Raw genomic sequence first — 22929 nt, 5'->3', positions numbered from 1 at the left:
CCATCAGTAATATATCCGTTATTCTCCGTTGAATCGGGGGAATAACGGATACCACCATACTGAACTCAACCCATTGGTTCTAAATCACTATCTCCGACCGGCAATGCCCTAAGTACCACAATGCCTGGGGTTTTCTTCACATATTCCAAGAAAGGTGAGTCGACAACTTTATTGTTCCCTTTCATTGATGATGCATTACGGAACATCGCGCCTTTTGCTGTCCTGATAAATATTCCTGTATGGGTGACATCCAGACCTAAAATAGGGGTGTAAATGCCGATATAATCCCCATTTTTTAACTCCGCGACTACCGCATCATTAATAAACTCAGCCGGAATATAAACAATATTACGCTCAATAGCACTCAGCCCGGGGATAAACTCGCCACCCTCTTTTTTCTGATTCAGATTTTTGAGAACAGTGTGGGTATGAGTACTTATTTGTGCAGTAACATCTTGTGCGTTTAAAGGGGATCGCTGTGACCAGTCAGTAAAGAAATGTTTTCGGTGCAAGTAGCTGACATCAGCATCAACATATCTTGTTCTGATAACTTGCTGCACAAACTCCGCCTTGCTTCCTGATTTTCGCAAGGCTTCAACATAATCCAGGTAGGTGAAGCAGTCCAATCCACGGAAATCGACCACTAACTGTTCCGGTTGCGTTAGCGAACCAATGAGTACATTTGCCTCATAAGGTGTACCTAAAAACTCAGCAGATATATTCGCAATAGCATCACCCTTATTGCTATAAGGTGCTGTTTCTAATTTAGCTTCTATAATACTGGTGATACGATTTGCGGTGTAATTATCAATGCTGACCGTTTCGGGAGGGGGTTGTTTCGCACCACATCCTGCGATAACAGCAATGAGAACCAAAGATAACGATTTATGCATAAGTCCCTTCTATGCCTTATCAAGCGGCTATTCCATACACTCCAAGAGTTTTACTTTAATGTTTAAATTTTAAACAAGGTATCAACAAGAGCAGATTAGCCTGTGTTGATAGGCTATCTGAGTGCTGACACCTCATGCTATATGATAAAAAACCTTATCTTGCTAAATCGCTAACCAAACATCTATTAATTACTTTAATTTTCAAATAATTAAACAAAAAAATATTTAACTACCGCGTCCAGCCACACCAGTAACGTTGTGATCCGCCTCAGATTTTTGCATTGTTATCATTCTGATTGCTTGTGCCTTTTGGCGAATCGTGTTTATCTTTTAAGGCTTATTACACTTATTGATGAGATACCTCGTGAACTATTCCACTGCCACCTTCAGTCTACAAAATACTGCGTATGTTAACGCAGTGGTAGTCGTACGCGTGCTAGTGGTGGTGGTCGGCAGCGCGCCGTAACGGGTACCGAATCCAGAAAGATTCCCAAACCCCGCCGGCGCCAGCCGAGCGGGGTTTCTTTTTAGCCCCACTCTGTTAACCGCCGGCCCTGATGAAGGATATAACCATGCGTTATACAGGCGCCCAACTAATAGTTCGCTTGCTCGAGCAGCAAGGTATTACCACGGTCGCAGGCATTCCCGGCGGCGCAGCGTTACCGTTGTATGATGCTCTAGGGCAAAGCCGTATTATTCGCCATGTGCTGGCACGACACGAACAAGGTGCTGGCTTTATGGCTCAAGGCATGGCCCGCGCCACCGGCCAAACCGCAGTCTGCTTAGCCTCCAGCGGCCCTGGGGCAACCAATCTGGTCACGGCAATTGCCGATGCCAAACTCGACTCTATTCCACTCGTGTGTATTACAGGTCAGGTTTCCTCCTCAATGATTGGCACCGATGCTTTTCAAGAGGTTGATACCTATGGCATATCGATACCTATCACCAAACATAATTATTTGGTTCGCGATATCAGCGAATTGCCCCGGGTGATCCCGGCGGCATTTCGCATTGCCCAGTCTGGGCGGCCCGGTCCGGTATGGATTGATATTCCCAAAGATGTGCAAACAGCAGAAATTGAGCTTGAGAGTTTGCCGCTACCAGGAGTTGCCGATGAACCTTGCCCAATAGACCCACAAGCTATCGCGCACGCCGCTCAAATGATCAACCGTGCGGCACGGCCTGTGCTCTATCTGGGGGGAGGAATCGTTAGTTCGCAGGCACACCAACAAGCAATACAACTGGCTGAACAGGCTGGACTGCCAACTACCATGACATTAATGGCACTGGGTACCATGCCCGTTGACCACCCATTATCTTTGGGAATGTTGGGAATGCATGCAGCACGCTCAACCAATCTGATCATGCAACAAGCTGATTTATTGATCGTACTTGGGGCGAGATTTGATGATCGTGCTATCGGAAAAGCAGAACAATTCTGCCCTGATGCTAGCATCATTCATATTGATATTGACCCAGCTGAATTAGGCAAAATCCGCCGACCACACCTGGCGATGAATGCCGACATTAAGCAGGTATTAACCCACCTGTTGCCTTTAGTTGAAACTCGTTCACGCAGCGAATGGCGCTCAACCGTCAGTGATATGCAGCGCGAATTTCCGTTCAATCAACCCAACAGCACCAACCCACTGTGCCACTATGGTTTGATTCGCGCAGCGGCCGAAGCACTGGATGATGACACCATCATTACCACTGATGTGGGACAACACCAGATGTGGGTAGCGCAGGCTTATCCGTTGCATCGCCCGCGACAGTGGTTAACGTCTGGCGGACTGGGCACCATGGGATTTGGTCTGCCCGCTGCCATTGGTGCAGCACTGGCGAAACCAGAGGCAAAAGTAGTGTGTTTTTCTGGTGATGGTAGCCTGATGATGAATATTCAGGAAATGGCGACCGCCGCTGAAGAGCAGCTGAACGTTAAGATTATTTTGATGAATAACCAATCATTGGGTTTAGTCCATCAGCAACAGGAACTGTTCTTTGGTAAACGTATTTTTGCAGCCGATTACCCGTATCGCACAAACTTCATTCATATCGCAGAAGGGTTTGGTTTCTCCACATGTGACCTCAACACAGCCAGCGACCCTTATGCTGCCTTGCATGAAGCCTTAAACCGCCCAGGCCCAGTATTGATCCACGCACTGATTGATGTAGATGAAAAAGTGTATCCGATGGTGCCACCGGGTGCTGCAAATATCGATATGATTGGAGGGGAGTAATATGACGACTCAACAAATGGCAGGACAACCAGCACCAAACCTATCGACATCTGCGCAGGTGACACTGTTACTCACAGTACGCAACCACCCCGGGGTGATGTCTCATATTTGTGGGCTATTTGCCCGGCGCGCATTTAACGTCGAGGGAATTTTGTGTATGCCGTTGGCTGGCGGTGACGAAAGTCGCATTTGGCTGCAAGTCTTGGATGATCAGCGATTACTGCAAATGATAAGCCAGTTGGAGAAACTGGAAGATGTGCTCCAGGTGCGCCGCTTCGGGCCTGAAATGCCTATTTTTGACCAAGTAGAAGACTTAATTGCCAATCAACGGTGACGTTGTCACTAGCATTGAATTACGTTAGATGGCAGACCTTAGTTGTAAACCCGCACTTCCGCTTACTGGCGGCTGTGCGGGCTAGCTCAATTTTAGGCTGGATTAATAGCAAATAGCGTTTCTATCTCAATATTTATCTCAGGTGAGAATAAACCTTTAACTTCAACCAAAGAACTGGCTGGCAAGTTTGCACCATAAAATTTATACATAACATCACGCAAGGTACTTAGCTGCGAAATGTCCGTCACAAAAATCGTTATCTTAATAAGATCAGCAAAACTGCTATTTTCAGCCTGCACAATACTAGCGATTTGATGAAAAATCTCTGTAGCTTGTTCGGCCATACTTCTCCCTTGTGCAATGGTACCGAACGCTGTCATACCTGAAATATAAAGCAATCCATTGTGCTGCACGCTATGAACGTAAGCCCCCGCAGGGTTAGCAAGATGAGGATAATTCTTACGAAGTAACGTCATATTTAAAATTCCTCTTTAAATCTATTGAAAATAAAATCTTGCACTCACCCCGTGGCTACGGGCCTTCCTTCAGAATTAATATAGTCAAGATTTGCAACTAATATACGAGCATAGATAACCGGCTGTTATCGATAATATACCGTTAACAGCCTTTTAAAATCAGATAGGAGGTTAATTAGGCCAAGAGTAATTTCTGTAACTCTGCCAGCGAACTGACTTGGTAACGAGGCGCAATATTATCATCCGGTACACTGCCGTGCATATTAAGCCAGCAAGTATCTATCCCTGCATTAATACCACCCTGAATATCAGAATGCAGATTATCGCCCACCATTAGAATATGCTCTTTGGCCGGATTATTCATTAAATTGAAAGCATGCTCAAATATAGCCACATCCGGTTTGGCCACCCCGACTTGTTCAGAAATGATCAGCGGAGAAAAGACATTTTTCATACCAGTACGTTCCAAACGTATCGTTTGTAGCTCGGTAAAACCATTGGTAATAATGCCCATATTCACTTTACCACTCAAGGCATCAACCAACTCACGGGCCCCCGGTAGGAGTGAACAGATATCCGCCATGGCGACTAAAAACTCACTGTTCAACCGGGTAGCTGCCACCCCCAGTTTCTCTGCCCACATCTCAAAACGGGTGTTTTGTAATTCGCTGGCGGATATTTTTCCATCTTGATAATCAACCCACAGCGGTTTATTAACCAATTGATAATAATCGAAATCCTGCACGGAAAAATCCACATTAAAGCGAGAAAACATCAGCTTTAACCCTTGATATGCATCAAAGTGAAATAGTGTCTCATCCGCATCGAACAGTATCCATTGGTATTTCATCACGACTATCTCTCTGACATTATTAGGCGCGCTATGGTAGCGATTATTAGCATTCAGCTCAAGTTACACCGCGGCGATACCTGGCTAATCATATTAATAGTGCTGCCGATATATCACGGTTTATTGCGATAACTTCTTCACCGGTTACCAAGGGGGCATCAAACGCCGATAATACTTTGCGGTTGATTTCAATCAGCGCGTCGTCAATTTTGATTTCCATATCTAACGCGATATCTGCTAATTTTTCTCTTTCCCAAGAGTCGCGGGAAATCAATAATTTCAAGAAAGTCACGATACTATCGGGCAAATTAGCACTAATTGCTGCTATTGATTGTGGATTAATATCTTCCTGAGTCGATACCTCAGTATTTTCAGTAACAAACAGACTCTCCAGCAACACCACTAATTCCTGGCTTTCATTTTTTAACAGATTAATACGGTCTGTATCATTAATAACTTCAGCGGCTTGAGACGGCAGACTCAGTGTCATCGGGGTTGCACGGCTATCAAGATCGCTATAAACCAATTTGCTGTCTAAGGCAAAACGCTTATATACCCGCTCAAGAAATTTCACTTCTGGTGGCGTAATGGTTCCCTCTACCTGAATCAAATGTGCCAAAAAGCGAGCAATGGCCCGACGGTTCTCCAGTGAGAGCGGCTCAAGATTATTTTTCAGGGCCAGCAGGGTATTATTTTTCCTGATACCGGGTTGGAGATAAGCTTTCAACCGCATACGCTGACCGGGGCTAAGATAACCCCAGGCATCAATATGTCGGGTCAATATCATAGATTCTGGCTCACCGATACGCCCATCGATCATCACCGCTGCGCAAGCCAACTCCACCGCAAGCATGGTCACGCGGTATGCGGCAAAGGTGGCAGATTCAGCCACCATTGACTCAATAGGGAACAGTGCCACAGTATCTTGCAAAACAGGTGTGCGGTTATCTGCTCTGACATCAGGTTCAATACCCACTTGCAGTGATGCTAATGCAAAGGTTAATGCCATAACCTGACTGCGGGATAAACGCTCTAATGGCTTGGTGTCGCACGCCGTACTGAGCCGAAGAAAAAGCTCATCCAGCGTTACCATCAACAAACCATAACCCACTCTCGCTTTGATACTTTCTAACTCTGTTTTTAATGCTGCTGACCACAACGGCATCGGTAATAATAGTTGCCCTTCCAGTGACATTTTTTTCTTTGGATTAACACTGGCAAAACGGTTATAGATATCCAGGTCATGCTGGCAAGATTCAAATATTGGCCTCAGTTTATCCCTATGCGCTTTACACACAGCCACATTCGGCAGTTCCCCCATCTGCTGAAAGAACTCTTGCCCCATTAATCCCGCAGATGCAGGGCGATAAAATATCAGTAACTTGGTTTTATTTATGGGTAATAAAAATCCGTCTCCATACTGCTCACGATAACGCTGCTGAAAAAGTGAGGAGAAAATATCAGCACAATGTGCCATTGAGATATTCTGATTTATCGCCGGATCAGCCTCGCCCCAGGCGAGCGCCCAGGCGGCAGGCAAAGGTTGCTGGTCGACAGCCAACTGCCCTAAACCAACCAGTAGCGCCAACGGAAGTTCTGTTGATGCCTCGCGGGTTAATGGGGGTGGAGATAGATAGAGTTTCTCTTCTATATTCACTCGAGATATATAAACCAACAAGTTCTGCGCATAATGATTAAATGCGTTATTTTTCCCATAAATATTTAGCAGGCGATTAATTTCTTCTTCAAGAACAGGAAGTTCTTTTTTCGCTACCGGATCAATCGCAGCATCGATTAAAATCCGATGTTCCAAACCATAGAAGAATAGGAAGACGTAACCAATATGCGCAGTAGGTGATTTACGCCCATCTGCAAGCCATTGTAAATAAGCTCTTCTCGCTTGCGGCGAACATGTCGAGTAATCAGGCGCATTATCAATCAGCGGCAAGGAGATATCTATTTCTTGTTCTGCCACATCCATCGATGGGTTAATAAATGCAGGTTCCGCACCAGTGCGATTACTTTTGTATTTATTACCAATGTAAATCATGCCATCGGGTAAATTTATTCCAGCCACAACCGCCAACTCTCCAGGACGTAACCAGGAAGCTCGGGCTAAAGATCCTCGCGAGGTCTCGGGTTTTTTAGTCGCGGGTTTCTTGATTTCATCAACTGATGGGGTCTGATTTGCGCTGCTACCTTCAATGCTATTTTCGGGTTCAAGCTGTGAAGGGGTAATAGGATAATCGCCAAGATCAGGTATCGCTGCAGTTTTCTGCATGTCCGCGCTAATAGATGAGGCGACAGACCGCTTAGTCCCTTTAAGATTTTGCCAGACAAAATACATGCATAAGATAGCCGCACTCAGTGCAATCCACACTTCTCTTGGGATACCTGTAATCAGCCCTAAAACGACTATTAGTAGGATAACCCAGCCGGTACCGGTAGATTTTCTCTTCGCCACGATGGTTTATATGCCCCTATCTTAAAATAGTAATTTTTATTCTGCCTTTAATGGCGATTTTTAATAAATAACTCTTTTCACACACGGTTCTTACACAAATAAACCACGGCAAAAAGCCGTAGAGAAAACCTGTAAATTTAACTTAAGTGCAATTTACAGGTTAAATAATAAGTCAGTGTTTTAATTTAATGCATCTGCCCACCATAACAACAGGCCAGAATGCACAATAAATCAATTATGCCAGTTGATTATGCATTCAGCTAGCAAAGACTATGCAACCATTGGATAAACTCCACCGCTCTTGGTTTGTCCAGGGTTCGCTTGGGGTAAATTAGATAATAAGGTTTTGTAACGGGTAATTTATGTTCAGACAACTGAATTAAACACCCTTCATCTAATTCTTTTTTAATCAAATGTTGTTGGCCCAGTAAAATACCGTTCCCCGCCACGGCCGAATCAATTGCCATGGAGGTTAAGTTGTAGATTGGCCCTCGGTTGGGAACACACTCATCTAGTTTTGCTGACAGCAGCCATTCATGCCAATCAGGTAAGAACTGCCCTTCTTTGCCCCAATCAACATGTATCATCGGGTAGATAATGTTGTGTTTGCCATCAAGCCAAGGGGTAGTTAATAGCAGTGGGCTTGCAACCGGAAAAACCCAATCCTGAAATAGCATTTCTTTCTCTTGTTGGGGATAATGTTCATCACCAAAAGCCAGGTAAAAATCTGCCGCAGTACGGTTGAAATCAACCACCCCGTGAGTAGCATGAATCCGAATATCCACATCGGGATATTGGGCTAACCACTGTTTGAGATGCGGATTAAGCCATCGACTCGCCAGGGCGGGCAGTGCTGAGATATTTAATGATATATTGCCTTTATCCCGCGCCATACTCTGTTGGGCCATCCGTAATGTTTCAAATGCCTGCTGTACATAAGCTAAATAGGCACTGCCCTGCGAGGTCAGTTCAACGCCTGATTTCGAACGGGCAAATAATTGAATCCCCAGATGTTGCTCTAACTGACGTATTTGCTGGCTAACCGCCGCTGGCGTTAATGATAACCGGGCCGCCGCACTGGCCAGACTGCCGGTATTAGCGGCTGTCTCGAATGCTAAAATGGCGGTTAACTTTGGCAAACGAACAGCCTTCAAACTATTCATAACAGCCCCCCTTATCCATAACGCATTATATTGATACCGATAGCCAAACTTAACCTAACAGTAACGTTTTATTGTTATTCCAGTTACAACTAATCCTATACAGTTAGGAACAGAAACCAAGCAACATTTAGCATTACTGGGAGGATATATGCAGCAGCTCAGCGAAATTATTAATATGGAAGCCAACCCAATCAACGATGTCATGTTCATCACTCAGTGCAAGAACACGTTAGAAACATACGGTGCCTTGGTACTATCAGGCTTCTTGCAGCCCCGCGCACTGAGTAGTATTAAACAAGAAGGCGTCAGTCATAAGCATCGAGCTTACTATGCCGCTAATCAGCATAATGTTTATCTGACCAAAACCGATCCCGCCTTCCCTGCTGGTCATCCCCGTAATCGGTTGGTTACTTCATCAAAAGGCTGTATTACTGACGAAGAAATCCCTACCGATTCCGCATTACGAACGCTGTACAATGCGCAAGATTTCCAAGACTTCTTGTGTGCCGTATTAGATGAAAAACAACTCTACCCTTACGCCGATTCACTTTCTTCAATTAACTTGCACTACGCCAGTCAAGGCCAAGAGTTAGGTTGGCATTTTGACAATTCATCATTCGCCATCACCTTATTAGTACAAAAACCGCAAGCGGGTGGCGTCTTTGAATATATTGAAGAGATGCGCGATGCCGATAAAGGAGAGATGAATTACTCAGGAGTGGAACAACTGTTAAACCAACAGGTCACACCTAAAACATTGCAAATTGAACCGGGGGACTTAGTGCTATTTCGTGGAAGAAATGCGATTCACCGGGTCACGCCGACCCAAGGGAATATCACACGAATGCTGGTAGTGTTAGCCTATAATGCTCAACCCGATATTGCGCTATCCGAGACAGCCAGAATGACTTTTTACGGTCGTATTTAGTTTTCAGTGGTTTGGCATTTACTTAACGGCTCTGCGGGCGTCCTTGCCCGCTAATAACATAGCTATTCTCTGCCAGCATACAACATTAAACCACTCCGGTGGTCACGCTGAAATGGCGGCTCTCTCCTGGGGATAACATTATTAACGTCCCCTTTTCTTTCGCCGCCATATACCCTTCCGGGCGACAGGTTGCAGGTAAAATAAATGCAGCCACTTTTTGATCGCCATTATGTAAAATCCAACGAGTAGCATAATTAAACTGCGCGGTGGAAAAACGAGTCACAAAACGATGCCCTTGCGGGGACAACATAAAGAATTCTGCATTATCAACATATTGTGCAAGATTATCGGCAAAAAATACAATTTCTGGATCGTAAAACTCCGATTCATTTAAATCGGTTAATCCCTGAGTTCTTTCCCGTAATTGTTGGGTGTAGTGCAACCATTGCGGGGTTGGGTGTACATGTGCCGGTACTGTCTCACGCAATTTCAGTGCTGAACCGGGTAAGTTTTGACGGAAAGTGGCCCCAGGAATATAGGTGTAATTCATATGACACATATATTGCAGAGGCATCGGCATACTGGATAAGTTAGTCACCTTCATCTCAATATCGAACTGCGCACTACCGGCCCTGAGCCTAACCAGCGGTTGCGCGCAATAATGATCACCGAACCCTTTCACATATTCCACACTGCCCGTGACGGCAAGTGTGTCGCCGTCAATAAGGAGCCAAGCGTAGTCCATTTCAGCACAAGGCATCTCGCCGTGTAATACATGGTCGTCCTCAGGCGATGGACAACCATTACGGCGCAAACCCGAATGGAAAGCAAAACAACCGTAGGTATCAACAATGTTCTCTCCACGCTTAGGTCGAGAGAACATATTTTCCATTTTCAGGTTATGCCCATCAAATTCCGCATCCCAAATCATTTGGCCGTAATAAGGTAAAACGGTCAGGTACCCACGAGAATTAACAATCTTCAGAGCTTCAATACCTGAGGCATATTTAAAACTGATAACAGTAAAATCACTACTGCTATAGATCTCTTGCTCCTGAAGACTGAACTGTTCACGGATTAGCGTTATTTTGGCGGTCATTTATTGTTACTCCCGGTTCAATTAAGACTCATTATTTGCCAATGTTGCCGCACTTGTCCGTTGTTTATTGCGCAGTTCACCCCAAAAATAGAAACCAACATAGGCGAAACACAATAATGAGACAAAAAATGCATGTTGCATTGAACCAAGATGGTCAGAGACAAACCCTTGTAATGCTGGTACCACTGCAGCCCCCACTATCGACATCACAATAATGGCCCCGGCCACTTCGGTATATTTGTTGTCTACTGTATCCAGGGTGCCTGCATAGATAGTCGCCCAGCAGGGCCCAAACAAGACGCTAACAAATACGGCTGCATATACCGCCGTAAAGTTGGGTACGGTTACGACATAAAGCAACGTTAATGCACCTAAAATAGAATAGGCAATTAACACTTTTTCGGCTTTAAATCGTGTCATCAGGAAGTTGGCCACAAACTTACCAATGAAGAAGCAAATAAAACTGTAAATCATAAAGTTCGAGGCATCTCGTTCATTAGATGCGCCCAGGTTTAAGGCCAGGCGAATCGTAAAGGACCATACTGCGACTTGCATACCCACATAGAGGAACTGCGCCGCAATGCCTTTTTTAAAACGACTGTTCCCAGCTAAATATTTCAAGGTTTCTTTTAATGACGGTGAAACCACTTTTTTACCGCTATCACCTTGTGGTTTGCAATGAGGATAACGAGTAATAACAAATAACAGCATAACCAGCAGCAGAACGAAAATCAGATATTTATAAGGCTCCAATGTATGTTCTAACATCGTAAGACGAAAAGCATGAATCTGTTCTGGCGTCATCGCGGCCATTTGGTTGTGTAAACTATCACCTTCCTGAAATACCAAGTATTTACCGAGTACTATCCCCATCAATGCACCGATCGGGTAGAAAGTTTGGCTGATATTAAGCCGTAAAGTGGCATAGTCTTTATGACCAATCATGGAGCTGTAGGTATTAGCAGCAGTTTCAAGGAAACTTAAACCAATAGCGATGGCAAAAATAGCGGCCAGAAACATAGTATATGTTGCCATATGGGAAGCAGGATAAAACAACATACATCCGATAATATAAAGTGTTAACCCAGTTAATATAGCAACTTTGTAGCTGCTTTTTTTGATGACCAAAGAGGCAGGAATAGCAATCAGAAAATAACCGCCATAAAAGGCACTTTGTACCAGTGCACTGGCAAAATCACTGAGTGCAAATACGCTTTTAAATTGAGTAATTAAAATATCATTCAGACTGGCTGCACATCCCCAGAGCGGGAATAAGCAGGAAAGCAAAATAAATTGGAATAACGGTGTTTTATTTAAATAGCCATCTGGCAGTTGAACGGTATTAAGGCGCATTTTATTTTCCTTGGTGTAGGGTCTTTAAAAAATCAATAAATTGCGACGCATCAGGATAAGAACGTTGGGTTCCCTTTCCTGTGACACTGTAGGCTGCAAAAGCAGAAGCCATTTCCATCGCTTTTAATATATTGCCGTGCTGGACATATTCATGAGCAAAACAACCAATGAAAGCATCACCTGCGCCGCTGGTGTCGATGGCGTGGACACTAACCGGTGGCACATGGTTAATGTGTTCACCGTGCATCCATAATGATCCGCGATGCCCCAAAGTAATGATCAGGTTATGTAACCCTTTATCCAATAAGCTGCGCCCTGCACGGTAAATGTTATCCAGACTATCAACTGGCATTCCGGTCAGAATCGCGAGCTCAGTTTCATTTGGCATAAAGAACTCGCACTGACATGCATAGCCGATATCCAATGCTTTAGATGCGGGGGCTGGATTAAGAATGACTTTAATCTGGTGCTGGCGGGCAAAGTCGATAGCGGCGTAGACCGTTTCCAGCGGAATTTCGAGTTGTAGAATAATCAATTGGCAAGCTTTGAGCGCATCAGCAGCAGCATCGACATCCGCGGGTAACAAATGATTGTTAGCGCCTTTGATAATCAAAATTCGATTTTGTGATGATTTATCGACGAAAATCGGAGCCACACCACTCGAGGCCCCTGTAACTGCTTTTACATACTGGGTATCAACCCCAGCTTTTTGTAGATTCCTTATGGTATTTTCCGCAAATAGATCATCACCAACCCGAGTGATCATCATCACATTGGCACCTAACTTGGCAGCGGCAACCGCCTGATTGGCCCCTTTACCGCCGCACCCAATTTCAAAATTCGGTGCCTCCAATGTTTCCCCGACTTGCGGCATTTCATCAATATAAGTGATCAGATCAACCATGTTGGAACCAATTACTGCAATATCCATTGTTAACCCCTTTATTCTAATTTTTACCACGCAATGTTATTGCAATAACATTATCAGCTGACAAATGTTATGTGTGTGACAAAGATCGCAGCAATTGAAGTACACAGCACGCGAAAGACAGGAGTTTGGCATGAATTAAAATGTTATTATTATAACAATTGGTAAGAAATGATAATGTAAATCAGTGATATTTAGAGGATGGATATAATCGTAGCTAACAGAAACTAAAAATCCCGGCCATTATTGCACCGGGATTATTCAGCGAATTGTGCTGTAACAGGTGTATCGTGACTTATTTAATCGCCATAGCATCACGCATGGTAAAGAACAGGTCGGTTTGGTCTGTTAGACCAACCACATTTGCCGCATGTGGTCCGTAAGCTGCTATGCGCAATTGGGTACCCGTGTGCCCTTGAGAATCATCTTCAGAGTTGCCATAGCTTATCGCCATAACTGCGCCATCTTTCGTGGTTAACGCTTGTGTTAAGCCAGGAGCTTTTGCATCTGCTTCAATAATTTGACTGGAATGCGCGTGATCTGCCGTCACAATAACCAAGGTATTACCTTCTGCACGCGCAAACTCCAGTGCTTTTTGTACTGCTTCATCCAAATCGACAGTTTCACCGAACTGACCACAAGGATTCGCCGCATGGTCTTGTTTATCAATGGATGCCCCTTCAACCTGTAAGAAGAATCCTTTTTCGTTATGTTTCAGCAGGTCAATTGCTTTTTCAGTCATCACTGCCAAGGTTGGAATATCTTTAGTACGCTCGGCATTGTTTTCACAAACTACCGGCGGCTTATCTAAATTGCCATGATAAGACGCTTTCGGCCCCTGCCAACGTACTGGCATGTTACCTGGGCTAAATAACCCTAATAGCGGTTTTTGTTGGTCTGCCTGCTTTATTGCATTCAGATCGTCAAGATTTTCGACAATAACATAACCTCGAGCCAAGGCTTGTTCACGCAGAGATTTATCTTTCCATTCACCGGCTTTAGCGACTTGGCTGAATGATTTAGCGCCACCACCCAATGTGACATCCGCGCGCCCGGCAATCATCTGCTCAGTAATTGAACCGCGCCCACCCTTTTCCAGCGCATTGCTACTGCACTTCTCGCTTGTTTCCTCCGGGCCATAGCATTTTCGCCCAGTTACGTGAGCAAACTGTGCCGCAGGAGTGGCATCTTGCAGTTCAGCAGTTGAAACGTTACCAGTTGCTTTACCGGCTTTCTTCGCTAACTCCAACAAGGTGACGTGATCTTTTCCGAACACATCAACACCCAGCGCGCCGTTATACGTTTTTACACCTGAGGACCAAGCTGTTGCGGAGGCAGCTGAGTCAGTCACGTAATCCGGTTTTTGCGTTTTCTTATCTAATGAGTAGTGCGTGTATTGCCCTGTCAGTGGTAACGCATCAATTCCTTTAAAGAAACCACCGGCCCCCATAGCATAGTTACGTGCTGAGGTGATTTCTGAATCGCCCATACCATCGCCAATCAGTAAAATGACATTCTTTACGGTTTTATTGGAAAGCGAATCACGAAGAGCCTGTGTCTGATCACCGGTCAAACGTCGTGCCCCGCCAAATTGAGTGACATCTCCCTTGGCGCTACGGTCATATAAGCCAGTGGCGGAAGCAACAGCATTCGGTGTAAACAATGAACTGGTGAGTATCAGACTGGATAACGCTATGCCGGACAAAGTGGATACGCGGTTCTGCATCGGTATAATTCCTTGTTGTAAAACAGTAATACAATTTGTATTGATTGGTTACAACGGATACTAGAACAAGCGAATGACGCTTTTATGACAGTCGCGATTAATTGTTATCTCTGACAATGCAGGCTCCCCTGACCTTTCCACGCGTTCACCACAGGCTAAATCAGGCCACCGTTGGCGCGTAAAACTTGCCCATTAATCCAGCCACCGTCTTTTCCAACCAGAAAAGCCACGGCTGCTGCAATATCCTCTGGCGTTCCTAATCTTTCTAGTGGCGCCATTTTCGCCATTTTTTCAATTAATTCGGGTGATTTACCATCAAGGAAGAGCGAGGTTGCCGTCGGCCCAGGAGCCACAGCATTAACGGTGATATTACGCCCCCGCAACTCTTTCGCCAGAATAGCTGTCATGGTTTCAACCGCCGCTTTGGTTGCAGCATAAACACCGTATTTTTCCAGTTTCAGCCCGACAACACTGGTTGAAAAGTTTACGATGCGGCCGCCATCTTTCAAACGCTTTGCCGCTTCACGCATCCCGTTAAAGCTCCCTTTCAGGTTAATGGCGATCTGACGGTCAAAGTGTTCATCATCACTGTCTGCAATGGCACTGAGAGATAGAATTCCAGCATTGTTGACCAAGACATCAACCCCGCCAAACGCAGCTTCTGCTTGAGAAAATAACTGTGCAACCGCTGCAGCATCACTGATATCCCCCTTCGCACTTACTGCATTTCCGCCCGCTTGTTGAATTTTGCGCACCAGTGTTTCCGCCTCAATGTCACTCCGGGCATAATTGATCAGAACGGTATACCCCTCCTGAGCCAAACGCTCAGCAATTGCTGCGCCAATACCCCGTGATGCTCCGGTTACAATGGCAACCTGCCCGGTTGTATTCACCATGATTTTCTCCTCGATGTGTATTTTATCGTTTGTGACGATGCATTGATTGCTATCCAGCAAGTGGAGCATGCTATGTTTAACCGCCCGCAAACAGAGAATGCCACTTTTATCGTTTCGGATAATCATCTATTATTCGTTAACACTATCCGAATAAAGCGAACAATCACGTGGACCGAATTGATGCAATGCGGGTATTTATCAGGGTAGTGGAACAACGCAGTTTTACCCAAACCGCCCAAGATTTAAATCTACCGCGATCTACAGTGACAGATGCCATTAAACAGCTCGAAAAGCGTTTAAATGTGCGCTTATTGCAGCGAACTACCCGACATGTTAGCCCTACTCTGGATGGTGGAGCTTACTACCAGCGCTGTCTGCGTATTATTGCTGATATTGAAGATGCTGAAATGGCCTTTGCCAATGCCAAGCCACGAGGTTTGTTACGAATTGATGTACAGGGCACGTTAGCCCGCCATTTCGTCTTGCCACAATTACCTGATTTTATTGCTCAATATCCTGACATTGAGTTATTTATCAGTGAAGGTGACCGCTTGGTCGACCTTATTCGAGAAGGTATTGACGGGGTGCTACGTGTAGGTAATTTACAAGACAGCGATATGGTCGCCCGCCGAGTGGCGTTGTTGCCACAAGTCACCTGTGCTGCACCGCAATATTTACAACGACAGGGTACTCCACTCCGGTTGGACCAGTTATCAGGCCATCAGATGGTAGGTTTTCGTTCTAGCGCAACCGGTAGCCTGATGCCACTGGAATTTGGCACTGACAGCACCCTTAGCCCCGATAAAACAACAGGTTATAATAAAGCAGCGTCCTCCAGGGTAATAACAGAAAGCGCATATCTACCCTCTGCTTCGTCATCATCTACTAAAACTCAGCAAGTAAAATTACCGACTGTTCTATCAGTCAGTGGTGCAGAAAGCTTTGTAGCAGCCGCACGTCTTGGATTGGGTATTATTCAAGTGCCTCGTTACCATATCGAATCTGACTTAATCGCTGGCACCTTGGTTGAGATACTACCAAAATACGCACCACCCCCGATGCCAGTCTCGTTCCTGTATCCTCACAACCGCCAGCTTTCCCCTCGAGTACGTATTTTCAGTGACTGGTTGAGCCAGTTATTTCTTGCCACCGAGATAAAGTGATAATACGCCGGTACGCCTATCCTGAATCAATGTTGCCACGATAGGCAGCCGCACCAACCGGCACAGCCGCCACTCATTATTGTGCTTTTTCAACCGATTGACAGATATCGATATCAAAATAACCATCAGTTATGCCGTCATTGAGGTAAACCTCATAACACGCACCTTCTACCGAACGATAACCACTTTGTGGCAGATGCTGGTTATACAACTCGCTCCAGGCTTTGGCATAATCATCATCCGTTACCCTGGTGTGATACACCGCATACAACCCCCCGGGAATCACTTGTAGTTGTAGTTGATCACTGAGTTCTGCGGGCAACACATAATCGTCAGCCACAGACAAGGATACGTCAGCCCGTAGCTCAGCAGGAGGATTAGTCTCAGGATTGTCCCAGTAAAGAGCCAACCACTCTTTCCCAGGGATTTGGTACTGAGTATAGAGTGAAGAAAGTTGGTTAAAGCCTTGCGGGATAGTCTCGTGATAAGGGCCGACCAGCCGAATACTGACTATTTGCTGCGGTTGCTTTTCTACTATCTTAAATGTCATATCGCTACCTCGACTTAATGGTTTCAAGAAAGATGAAGTGACCAAAAATGCGACTTTACGCCACAACTGTACATTCATACAGTATAGCGAGATTTTATGACACTCGGTTAATTTTCAACCTTGACTTGTGAAGAACTTCGCAAAAAATCATCCGCCTGTTTAAGCTGATGATGGCTGAAAACGGTTATTCCGTGGCGGCGCAATAACGCCGTGGTGACTCCCTGTCCTGTGCGCTGGGTGCCGCTAAAATGACCATCATAGATGCGGCTGCTCCCACAAGATGGACTCCCTTCGGTCAAAATTGCTACTGTGCAGCAGTGCTTTTGCGCCAACTCCAGAGCCTGATAAGCCCCTTGCAAAAACTCCCGGCTAACATCATTGCCCCACTGCTCGGTCACCCGCGCCAGTCCTTGCAACACCGCCTCGCCGTTACCTTGCTGAATTTCGGCAGGCGGACGCGGTACCGGCATACCTGCGGATAATTCAGGGCAAATAAGGACCAGTCGCCCCTCATCCTGCCAGCGTTGAATAATTTCATCGCTAACAGACAGGGCACTGCCGTTATAACGTACCGGTTTTCCCATTAAACAGGCACTGATCAGAATGCGCGCAGGTTTTGGTTCCACGTAATTATCAACCTTAATATTATGCAGCGAATAAAAAATGATGATTATGCTGATAATAACCAATTAATGGCTGTTGGTCATGAGCGTGCGTTGATAATTGTTGCAGAACAGATAATTTTCATGTCAATAAATGGCATTGTTGCTTATTTTGCATAATTCAATGCCGCTAACACCTGCGGCAACAGTCGCGCCAAACGGCTCGCCCAGAGCGCCTGACCTGCTTGATGCGTAATAAGATCCTGACGAATCTCAATACCCACATAAGGTAACTGCCGCTGTTCTGCGTGGAAGGGTAACGTGAAATCTGTTGCATCCGTCATGGCATAAGGTTCGTTAATTCCGACGTGCAGGTCACATTCTTGCTGTAACAATGAAACCAGTTGCAAAGCAAACTCAGGATTACGATGAAACAAGGTACCAATCTGCCAGGGGCGCGCGATGTTTTTAAACGACGGTGTAAAACTGTGCATGGAGAGGATCACGCTCATCTGGCCGCTATCACGACGTTGATTCAGCGTTTGTGTAATCAAATCATGATAAGGCTGGAATACCTCAACCCGGCGCGCTTCAGCCTCTGCTACGGTGACACCAATATTGCGCGGGATCCGTGTGTGCTCGGAAATTTCAGGGATCGAACTGGCGATTCCCGGCGTGCGATTGCAATCAATCACCAATCGCGAATACTGCTGATGAATCAAGGTTGCATCCAGATACTGGCTAAGTAACCGCGCCATTGCCAATGAACCTATATCCCAACCGATGTGGCGGTCAATTTCTCCTGAGGGTAACCCCAAATCACCAAGTTGAACCGGTATCCGTTGACCGGCATGGTCGGCCAGTAAGATAAATGGTGATTGGCTGTGCGGGCGCTCGATAACAGCTGACTGAGGATCGCCATCACGTAACAAAATGATATTTGACATGGAGTTAGTACCTGGCATGAAGTGGCAATCGTAAGTATCAGTCGTCACAACAGTTAATACTCACAAACAAGGGCTTTCGTAATCAATAAGCTATCATCCTAGCCGCTAATGTTGGGTTCGCCCACCCCGAATTTATACCTAAATTTTCTTGGTTATGCGATTATCGCCACAGTAGGTATCTTTTGATGCCATATTTCAGGCAATCATTATCGGCAAAACTGTCTACAACCAACAGCAGCATAGCGGAGACTTATGGAAACGTTTTTTATTGATCGGATGGCAACTCCACAAGGTGAACTGTTACTGATCGCAGACCAAGAAAACCGGCTACGTGCCATCGATTGGACTGACCACTACGAGCGTCTGATGAAGTTGCTAGGCAACCATTACGGCCAGGGCGCGTTTACATTGGTTGAAGAACGCAATCCCGGTGGGCTAAGTGACAGTATGCAACGCTATTTTGCTGGTGACCTGAGCATTATTGATAATTTACCGGTTAAAACCGCTGGGACTGATTTTCAGCGTCAAGTCTGGCAAGAGCTGCGAAAAATCCCCTGTGGCGAAACGATTACTTATGGCGAGTTAGCAAAACGAATCAACCGCCCTACCGCTTCGCGGGCTGTCGGGATGGCGAATGGATTGAACCCTATTTCAATTGTTGTCCCTTGTCATCGGGTCATTGGGCAACAAGGTGCATTGACAGGATATGCCGGTGGAGTGGAGAGAAAACGCTGGTTATTAATGCATGAGGGTTATCTTTTAGCACGCTAACTATTGTTGCTCTTATCAGACGCAAGAAAAGATGTTAAAATTGACGCATATCAATATTAATGGGAATACCCTATGATCCCGGAAAAACGCGTAATCCGACGTATCCAGTCTGGTGGTTGTGCAATTCACTGTCAGGATTGCAGTATTAGCCAGCTCTGTATTCCGTTTACCTTAAATGAAAACGAGCTGGATCAGCTCGACAATATCATTGAAAGGAAGAAACCTATTCAGAAAGGACAGGCGCTGTTTAAAGCGGGTGATGAACTCAAATCCCTGTATGCCATCCGTTCCGGGACCATTAAAAGCTACACCATTACCGAAGAAGGTGATGAGCAAATCACCGGTTTCCATCTGGCGGGTGATTTAGTCGGTTTTGACGCTATCAGCAATTTGCAGCATCCGAGCTTCGCACAAGCTCTGGAAACATCCATGGTTTGTGAAATCCCGTTTGATACGTTGGACGATTTATCCGGCAAAATGCCAAATCTGCGCCAGCAGATGATGCGCCTGATGAGTGGTGAGATCAAAGGTGACCAAGATATGATTTTGCTACTTTCCAAAAAGAATGCAGAAGAGCGTCTGGCGGCCTTTATCTATAATCTGTCTCGCCGTTTTGCTCAACGTGGTTTCTCTCCACGTGAGTTCCGCCTGACGATGACCCGTGGTGATATTGGTAACTATTTAGGTCTGACGGTAGAAACCATCAGCCGTTTACTGGGCCGTTTCCAGAAAAGCGATATTCTGAGTGTGAAAGGTAAGTACATTACTATCGAGAATACCGAAGCTCTGGCCAAACTGGCGGGTAATCCAAGACCAAGTCTGTAACCTGATCAAAACCAGAATAATAAATACCCGATAGATTTCAAGTTGCAGGAAGGCGGTAAGTAACGGCCTCGTAGAGAGCAGGTCTGAGGATCGACCGAGTAACACAAGCCGTCAGCAAATCTGCAACTTGAAAATTTATTGGTCTGCTTCCCCCAGCCACCTATCCTGTTTCCCTTTCATGGTTTACTCTTTAACTAACATACTGTTAATTCACGTTTGTAAGGAGACTCTATGGCAAAGTATCAGAATATTCTGGTTGCTATTGACCCCAATCAGGATGATCAACCTGCACTAAGACGTGCAGTTTACCTTGTGCAGCGCAATGGCGGCACAATCAAAGCATTTTTGGCTATTTATGATCTGTCATATGATATGACCACCCTGCTGTCGCCTGATGAGCGTACCGCAATGCGTAAAGGGGTTATCAGCCAACGTTCCGCATGGATAAGCGAGCAATGCCGCTTTTATCTTGATGCCGGTATTCCAATTGAAATCAAAGTGGTATGGCATAATCGGCCCTATGAGGCCATTATTCAGGAAATCCTGAACGCCAAGCACGATTTGTTGTTAAAAATGGCGCATCAACACGACCGCCTGGAGTCGATTATCTTTACCCCAACCGACTGGCATTTATTGCGTAAGTGCCCATGCCCAGTCTGGATGGTGAAAGACCAACCTTGGCCGGAAGGCGCCACAGCGCTGGTGGCCGTTAACCTCTCAAGTGAAGATCCACTCCATGACCCACTAAATCTCCGTTTGGTCAAAGAGACCAGAGAGTTAGCCGAACATGTCAATCAAACGCCAGTGCATCTGATCAGCGCCTACCCGGTAACCCCGATTAATATCGCCATTGAATTGCCTGATTTTGACCCGAGCGTCTATAACGATGCCATTCGTGGTCAGCATTTGGTTGCGATGAAAGCATTACGCCAGCAATTTGGCATTGATGAAAAATTCACCCATGTTGAAAAAGGTCTCCCTGAAGAGGTTATCCCTGATTTGGCTGAACACTTGCGGGCTGGGGTGGTTGTTCTGGGTACCTTGGGGCGTACTGGGCTATCTGCCGCCTTTATTGGGAATACTACCGAACATGTGATCGACCATCTTAAGTGTGACTTACTGGCAATTAAACCCGAAGGATTTACCTGTCCGATAGAAGGCCATGAAGATCTGGAAGAGATTGAATAACCCTTGTCTGACATCACCCATTGATTAAATCAAAAAGAAGGGCCACCAAATAGGTGGCCCTTGATCTGCGATTCGTAATAACGAATTACAATGCGCGTAAAATTGCTTCTACGCTGTCTTTAGCATCGCCAAACAACATTTGGGTATTTTCTTTAAAGAACAATGGGTTTTGCACGCCAGCATAACCGGTATTCATTGAACGTTTAAAGGCAATAACACTTTGCGCTTTCCATACTTCCAACACCGGCATGCCGGCAATCGGACTACGCGGGTCTTCCAGTGCTGCTGGGTTAACCGTATCGTTGGCACCAATCACCAACACGACATCAGTACTTGGGAAATCATCATTGATTTCATCCATTTCCAGCACTACGTCATAAGGGACCTTGGCTTCAGCCAATAACACGTTCATATGACCTGGCAAACGCCCAGCTACCGGGTGAATACCAAAGCGGACTTTGATGCCCCGCGCTTGTAGTTTTGCAGTAATCTCAGCGACGGGGTATTGTGCCTGTGCCACTGCCATGCCATAACCCGGAGTGATGATAACTGAGCTAGCATTTTTCAGCAGGTCAGCCACTTCTTCAGCCGTGGTTTCACGGTATTCACCCATTTCTTCAGCATTACCGGTTGAAGAACCATCAGTACCAAAGCCACCGGCGATCACACTGATAAATGAGCGATTCATCGCTTTACACATGATGTAAGACAGAATAGCACCGGAAGAACCGACCAAGGCACCCGTTACAATCAACAGGTCATTGCTCAACATGAAACCTGCCGCAGCCGCAGCCCAACCGGAGTAGGAGTTCAGCATTGAGACCACAACCGGCATGTCAGCACCACCGATAGATGCCACCAAGTGCCAGCCAAAGCCCAAAGCAATCACCGTCATCAATAACAACGCGACCACTTGTAAGCTAACGCTGTCGGTTTTGACGAACAGAATCATCAGCAGGAATGACACAACCAGTGCCACCAGATTCAACTTATGGCGTTGTGGCAACATCAGTGGTTTGGATGAGATAATCCCGCGTAACTTACCAAAGGCAACAATAGAACCGGTGAATGTTACTGCCCCGATAAAAATACCTAAGAAGACTTCAGTCAGATGGATATTAACCATCACCGCGTCCATCACCACCGGGCCGTGATCCAGATAGCTGTTAAAGCCAACCAGAACGGCTGCCAGACCGACGAAACTGTGCAAAATGGCAACCAGTTCTGGCATTTCAGTCATTTCGACTTTCTTCGCCAGATAGATACCAATTGCGCCACCAATCACCATGGCAATGATGATCCAGGCAACATTACCTGAATCCGGCCCAAGGATGGTGGCGATAAGCGCGATGGCCATACCGGTCACACCGAAAGTGTTACCTTGTTTGGATGTTTCGTGGCGCGACAGCCCAGCCAAACTGAAAATAAATAAAATCGCAGCAACTATGTACGCAGCTGTAACGAGACCACTAGACATCAGTTACCCCTATATTTTTGTGTGACATTATTTTTATACCCACCGAGTTTTATACC

General features: G+C 45.7%; 22 protein-coding genes. 8 read left to right on the top strand and 14 right to left on the bottom strand.

Features of this window, described 5'->3' with window-relative positions:
* Positions 1-65: 65 nt before the first annotated feature.
* The gene (locus V1953_RS09955) at positions 66-893 is read right to left on the bottom strand and encodes a DUF1460 domain-containing protein (protein WP_083158817.1); all 828 of its coding nucleotides are present in this window, start codon (positions 891-893) and stop codon (positions 66-68) included.
* A 364-nt stretch (positions 894-1257) separates the two neighbouring features.
* Here V1953_RS09955 and V1953_RS09950 point away from each other — a divergent pair, with 364 nt between their 5' ends.
* From V1953_RS09950 to ilvN, 3 genes are all read left to right on the top strand, one after another.
* Positions 1258-1359: an ilvB operon leader peptide IvbL gene (locus V1953_RS09950; RefSeq protein ID WP_227746532.1), complete on the top strand. Its 102-nt coding sequence runs from the start codon at positions 1258-1260 to the stop codon at positions 1357-1359.
* A gap of 106 nt (positions 1360-1465) precedes the next feature.
* Positions 1466-3133: an acetolactate synthase large subunit gene (ilvB, locus tag V1953_RS09945; protein ID WP_193784659.1), complete on the top strand. Its 1668-nt coding sequence runs from the start codon at positions 1466-1468 to the stop codon at positions 3131-3133.
* A gap of 1 nt (position 3134) precedes the next feature.
* Positions 3135-3467 carry an acetolactate synthase small subunit gene (gene ilvN / locus V1953_RS09940; protein ID WP_193784658.1) on the top strand — a complete coding sequence of 111 codons (333 nt, stop codon included), beginning with the start codon at positions 3135-3137 and terminating at the stop codon, positions 3465-3467.
* A 92-nt stretch (positions 3468-3559) separates the two neighbouring features.
* Here ilvN and V1953_RS09935 read toward each other — a convergent pair whose 3' ends face one another.
* The 4 genes from V1953_RS09935 to V1953_RS09920 all read right to left on the bottom strand — a co-directional run bounded on the left by V1953_RS09935 (position 3560) and on the right by V1953_RS09920 (position 8420).
* The gene (locus tag V1953_RS09935) at positions 3560-3943 is read right to left on the bottom strand and encodes a RidA family protein (RefSeq protein WP_420072830.1); all 384 of its coding nucleotides are present in this window, start codon (positions 3941-3943) and stop codon (positions 3560-3562) included.
* Between the two features lie 175 nt (positions 3944-4118).
* On the bottom strand, positions 4119-4793 hold the full coding sequence (gene yjjG / locus V1953_RS09930; RefSeq protein WP_442851309.1) for a pyrimidine 5'-nucleotidase: 675 nt from the start codon (positions 4791-4793) through the stop codon (positions 4119-4121).
* An 88-nt stretch (positions 4794-4881) separates the two neighbouring features.
* Entirely contained in the window at positions 4882-7257 is a 2376-nt protein-coding gene (locus tag V1953_RS09925) for a tellurite resistance TerB family protein (protein ID WP_372569202.1), read from the bottom strand.
* Positions 7258-7517: 260 nt separating this feature from the next.
* The gene (locus V1953_RS09920; RefSeq protein ID WP_372569203.1) at positions 7518-8420 is read right to left on the bottom strand and encodes a LysR substrate-binding domain-containing protein; all 903 of its coding nucleotides are present in this window, start codon (positions 8418-8420) and stop codon (positions 7518-7520) included.
* A 148-nt stretch (positions 8421-8568) separates the two neighbouring features.
* On the opposite strand from V1953_RS09920, the gene V1953_RS09915 reads away from it, so the two are divergent.
* Positions 8569-9348: a HalD/BesD family halogenase gene (locus V1953_RS09915; protein WP_083158811.1), complete on the top strand. Its 780-nt coding sequence runs from the start codon at positions 8569-8571 to the stop codon at positions 9346-9348.
* 85 nt (positions 9349-9433) lie between these two features.
* On the opposite strand, the gene V1953_RS09910 is transcribed toward V1953_RS09915, so the two are convergent.
* The 5 genes from V1953_RS09910 to V1953_RS09890 all read right to left on the bottom strand — a co-directional run bounded on the left by V1953_RS09910 (position 9434) and on the right by V1953_RS09890 (position 15350).
* The gene (locus V1953_RS09910) at positions 9434-10447 is read right to left on the bottom strand and encodes an aldose 1-epimerase family protein (RefSeq protein WP_420072827.1); all 1014 of its coding nucleotides are present in this window, start codon (positions 10445-10447) and stop codon (positions 9434-9436) included.
* A gap of 21 nt (positions 10448-10468) precedes the next feature.
* The gene (gene fucP, locus V1953_RS09905) at positions 10469-11800 is read right to left on the bottom strand and encodes an L-fucose:H+ symporter permease (RefSeq protein WP_083158809.1); all 1332 of its coding nucleotides are present in this window, start codon (positions 11798-11800) and stop codon (positions 10469-10471) included.
* Position 11801: 1 nt separating this feature from the next.
* Positions 11802-12731: a ribokinase gene (rbsK, locus tag V1953_RS09900; protein ID WP_083158808.1), complete on the bottom strand. Its 930-nt coding sequence runs from the start codon at positions 12729-12731 to the stop codon at positions 11802-11804.
* A gap of 292 nt (positions 12732-13023) precedes the next feature.
* Entirely contained in the window at positions 13024-14454 is a 1431-nt protein-coding gene (gene phoA / locus V1953_RS09895; protein ID WP_442820877.1) for an alkaline phosphatase, read from the bottom strand.
* Between the two features lie 155 nt (positions 14455-14609).
* Positions 14610-15350 carry an SDR family oxidoreductase gene (locus tag V1953_RS09890; RefSeq protein ID WP_372559059.1) on the bottom strand — a complete coding sequence of 247 codons (741 nt, stop codon included), beginning with the start codon at positions 15348-15350 and terminating at the stop codon, positions 14610-14612.
* A 167-nt stretch (positions 15351-15517) separates the two neighbouring features.
* Between V1953_RS09890 and V1953_RS09885 the strand changes: the two genes are divergently transcribed.
* Positions 15518-16513, top strand: a complete 996-nt coding sequence (locus tag V1953_RS09885; protein WP_420072823.1) for a LysR family transcriptional regulator — start codon at positions 15518-15520, stop codon at positions 16511-16513.
* Positions 16514-16589: 76 nt separating this feature from the next.
* On the opposite strand, the gene sbmC is transcribed toward V1953_RS09885, so the two are convergent.
* The 3 genes from sbmC to V1953_RS09870 all read right to left on the bottom strand — a co-directional run bounded on the left by sbmC (position 16590) and on the right by V1953_RS09870 (position 18612).
* Positions 16590-17063: a DNA gyrase inhibitor SbmC gene (gene sbmC, locus V1953_RS09880; RefSeq protein WP_420070821.1), complete on the bottom strand. Its 474-nt coding sequence runs from the start codon at positions 17061-17063 to the stop codon at positions 16590-16592.
* Between the two features lie 107 nt (positions 17064-17170).
* On the bottom strand, positions 17171-17689 hold the full coding sequence (locus tag V1953_RS09875; protein ID WP_083158805.1) for a DUF523 domain-containing protein: 519 nt from the start codon (positions 17687-17689) through the stop codon (positions 17171-17173).
* A 143-nt stretch (positions 17690-17832) separates the two neighbouring features.
* The gene (locus V1953_RS09870) at positions 17833-18612 is read right to left on the bottom strand and encodes an N-formylglutamate amidohydrolase (RefSeq protein ID WP_442850860.1); all 780 of its coding nucleotides are present in this window, start codon (positions 18610-18612) and stop codon (positions 17833-17835) included.
* A 252-nt stretch (positions 18613-18864) separates the two neighbouring features.
* Here V1953_RS09870 and ogt point away from each other — a divergent pair, with 252 nt between their 5' ends.
* The 3 genes from ogt (at position 18865) to uspE (ending at position 21396) form a co-directional block, all read left to right on the top strand.
* On the top strand, positions 18865-19383 hold the full coding sequence (gene ogt, locus V1953_RS09865; RefSeq protein WP_083158803.1) for a methylated-DNA--[protein]-cysteine S-methyltransferase: 519 nt from the start codon (positions 18865-18867) through the stop codon (positions 19381-19383).
* Between the two features lie 72 nt (positions 19384-19455).
* A complete protein-coding gene (locus V1953_RS09860; protein WP_004390269.1) occupies positions 19456-20208 on the top strand; it encodes an FNR family transcription factor in 753 nt (250 codons plus the stop codon).
* Positions 20209-20439: 231 nt separating this feature from the next.
* Positions 20440-21396 carry a universal stress protein UspE gene (gene uspE / locus V1953_RS09855; RefSeq protein WP_083158802.1) on the top strand — a complete coding sequence of 319 codons (957 nt, stop codon included), beginning with the start codon at positions 20440-20442 and terminating at the stop codon, positions 21394-21396.
* An 85-nt stretch (positions 21397-21481) separates the two neighbouring features.
* Here uspE and pntB read toward each other — a convergent pair whose 3' ends face one another.
* Positions 21482-22873, bottom strand: a complete 1392-nt coding sequence (gene pntB / locus V1953_RS09850) for a Re/Si-specific NAD(P)(+) transhydrogenase subunit beta (protein ID WP_083158801.1) — start codon at positions 22871-22873, stop codon at positions 21482-21484.
* Positions 22874-22929: the final 56 nt, after the last annotated feature.

It is taken from the genome of Yersinia sp. 2541 StPb PI, from assembly GCF_052217145.1.
GTDB classification, from domain to species: domain Bacteria; phylum Pseudomonadota; class Gammaproteobacteria; order Enterobacterales; family Enterobacteriaceae; genus Yersinia; species Yersinia enterocolitica_E.
The sequence above is the reverse complement of the archived record's forward strand: the minus strand, read 5'-3'. Positions and strand labels throughout refer to the sequence as shown.

What these genes read in the sequence shown, in the direction of transcription:
- V1953_RS09955 (WP_083158817.1), bottom strand. Translation starts at nt 893, where the DNA reads ATGCATAAATCGTTATCTTTGGTTCTCATTGCTGTTATCGCAGGATGT.
- ilvB (WP_193784659.1), top strand. Translation starts at nt 1,466, where the DNA reads ATGCGTTATACAGGCGCCCAACTAATAGTTCGCTTGCTCGAGCAGCAA.
- ilvN (WP_193784658.1), top strand. Translation starts at nt 3,135, where the DNA reads ATGACGACTCAACAAATGGCAGGACAACCAGCACCAAACCTATCGACA.
- V1953_RS09935 (WP_420072830.1), bottom strand. Translation starts at nt 3,943, where the DNA reads ATGACGTTACTTCGTAAGAATTATCCTCATCTTGCTAACCCTGCGGGG.
- yjjG (WP_442851309.1), bottom strand. Translation starts at nt 4,793, where the DNA reads ATGAAATACCAATGGATACTGTTCGATGCGGATGAGACACTATTTCAC.
- V1953_RS09920 (WP_372569203.1), bottom strand. Translation starts at nt 8,420, where the DNA reads ATGAATAGTTTGAAGGCTGTTCGTTTGCCAAAGTTAACCGCCATTTTA.
- V1953_RS09915 (WP_083158811.1), top strand. Translation starts at nt 8,569, where the DNA reads ATGCAGCAGCTCAGCGAAATTATTAATATGGAAGCCAACCCAATCAAC.
- V1953_RS09910 (WP_420072827.1), bottom strand. Translation starts at nt 10,447, where the DNA reads ATGACCGCCAAAATAACGCTAATCCGTGAACAGTTCAGTCTTCAGGAG.
- fucP (WP_083158809.1), bottom strand. Translation starts at nt 11,800, where the DNA reads ATGCGCCTTAATACCGTTCAACTGCCAGATGGCTATTTAAATAAAACA.
- rbsK (WP_083158808.1), bottom strand. Translation starts at nt 12,731, where the DNA reads ATGGATATTGCAGTAATTGGTTCCAACATGGTTGATCTGATCACTTAT.
- phoA (WP_442820877.1), bottom strand. Translation starts at nt 14,454, where the DNA reads ATGCAGAACCGCGTATCCACTTTGTCCGGCATAGCGTTATCCAGTCTG.
- V1953_RS09890 (WP_372559059.1), bottom strand. Translation starts at nt 15,350, where the DNA reads ATGGTGAATACAACCGGGCAGGTTGCCATTGTAACCGGAGCATCACGG.
- sbmC (WP_420070821.1), bottom strand. Translation starts at nt 17,063, where the DNA reads ATGACATTTAAGATAGTAGAAAAGCAACCGCAGCAAATAGTCAGTATT.
- V1953_RS09870 (WP_442850860.1), bottom strand. Translation starts at nt 18,612, where the DNA reads ATGTCAAATATCATTTTGTTACGTGATGGCGATCCTCAGTCAGCTGTT.
- ogt (WP_083158803.1), top strand. Translation starts at nt 18,865, where the DNA reads ATGGAAACGTTTTTTATTGATCGGATGGCAACTCCACAAGGTGAACTG.
- V1953_RS09860 (WP_004390269.1), top strand. Translation starts at nt 19,456, where the DNA reads ATGATCCCGGAAAAACGCGTAATCCGACGTATCCAGTCTGGTGGTTGT.
- uspE (WP_083158802.1), top strand. Translation starts at nt 20,440, where the DNA reads ATGGCAAAGTATCAGAATATTCTGGTTGCTATTGACCCCAATCAGGAT.
- pntB (WP_083158801.1), bottom strand. Translation starts at nt 22,873, where the DNA reads ATGTCTAGTGGTCTCGTTACAGCTGCGTACATAGTTGCTGCGATTTTA.